Here is a 1017-nt window from a genome sequence, read left to right as displayed (position 1 = left end):
GTTTTGGGGAATGGTTCCCGAGGCGGGGGGCCGTGGCTAGTGTGTGAGGTCGGCAAGGGCCTGGCAACGCGGGTGTTCGGCGTGCGGGAAGGACGGGACCGGCGGTTGCGGACCGGCTTCCGTGGCGGATCCCAGGGAGGCGGATGTGTCTACGGCGTTAGCGGTCACCAGCCCGGAGCACGTCCTCGCACCGCCCGACCGGCACACCCCGCCGGCCCACGTGCTCGCACCGCCCGGTGAGCAGTCCCTCCAGGCCGCGCTCGACGAGACCCACGCGCTACTCGAACAGCACGGCTACCTCGTCACCGTCTACCCGGCCTCCCTTCCCACCCCCTTCGTGCACCGGCTGAACACTGTCAGGGCGCTGCTGGACAGCCGCCGCCTCGCGCTGCTGCCCGTGCCGCTGCCCCCGCTGGCGACGGGCGTGCTGGTGCGGCAGCTGCGGCAGCTGTCCCTGTGCGACTTCTCGCCCGGGGTGCTCGGCGCAGCCGCACGGCTGCTGACGCACTACCTGTATGCGGGGGCGGTCCTCGGCTCGGTCGCCAAGCTGGAGCGCGTCCCCGTCACCGTCGGCTCGCACGCCCGCTCGTGGCTGCCCGGTACCCAGTTCGCGGTGCTGGCCTCGCCCACGCCCGAGCTGCTGCGCATCGGCGGTGCCCAGGAGAGTGAACGGGGGCTGACGGGACCGCAGTTCGCCACCGACATGACCGTCGCCCACGGCAGGCTCGGCTCCGACTGGGCGAGCCGCACGCTGCCGGCCCGCTGGCGGACCGGGCGGGTCGCACAGGCGCCGCTGCCCGCGGACTCGCCCGCGTGGTGGGGCACGGACAAGCTGACGGAGTTCGTGGCCGCCATCCCGGATGTCTCCGTGCTCTACCAGCTCGTCGCCTCGGTGCGGCGCGACGCCTGCCACGGCTGCGGCCTCGAACTCATCGGCGACCGCTGCGCGTTCTGCGCCACCGCGCTGCCGCCCGCACCGCCCACCACCTCTTCGCCCGCGCCCGCGCCCGCGTCCCC

1 protein-coding gene is annotated in these 1017 nt (G+C 74.1%); it reads left to right on the top strand.

The window, feature by feature from the left end; all coding sequences use genetic code 11:
• Positions 1-145: 145 nt before the first annotated feature.
• The coding region (locus tag AB8Z75_RS34910; protein ID WP_369209152.1) for a hypothetical protein at positions 146-1017 on the top strand (872 nt) is incomplete at its 3' end.

The sequence above is a fragment of the Streptomyces sp. PU-14G genome, from assembly GCF_041028275.1.
Classification (GTDB): domain Bacteria; phylum Actinomycetota; class Actinomycetes; order Streptomycetales; family Streptomycetaceae; genus Streptomyces.
Note: the sequence above shows the minus strand (reverse complement) of the source record. Positions and strands in the feature narration are given on the sequence as shown.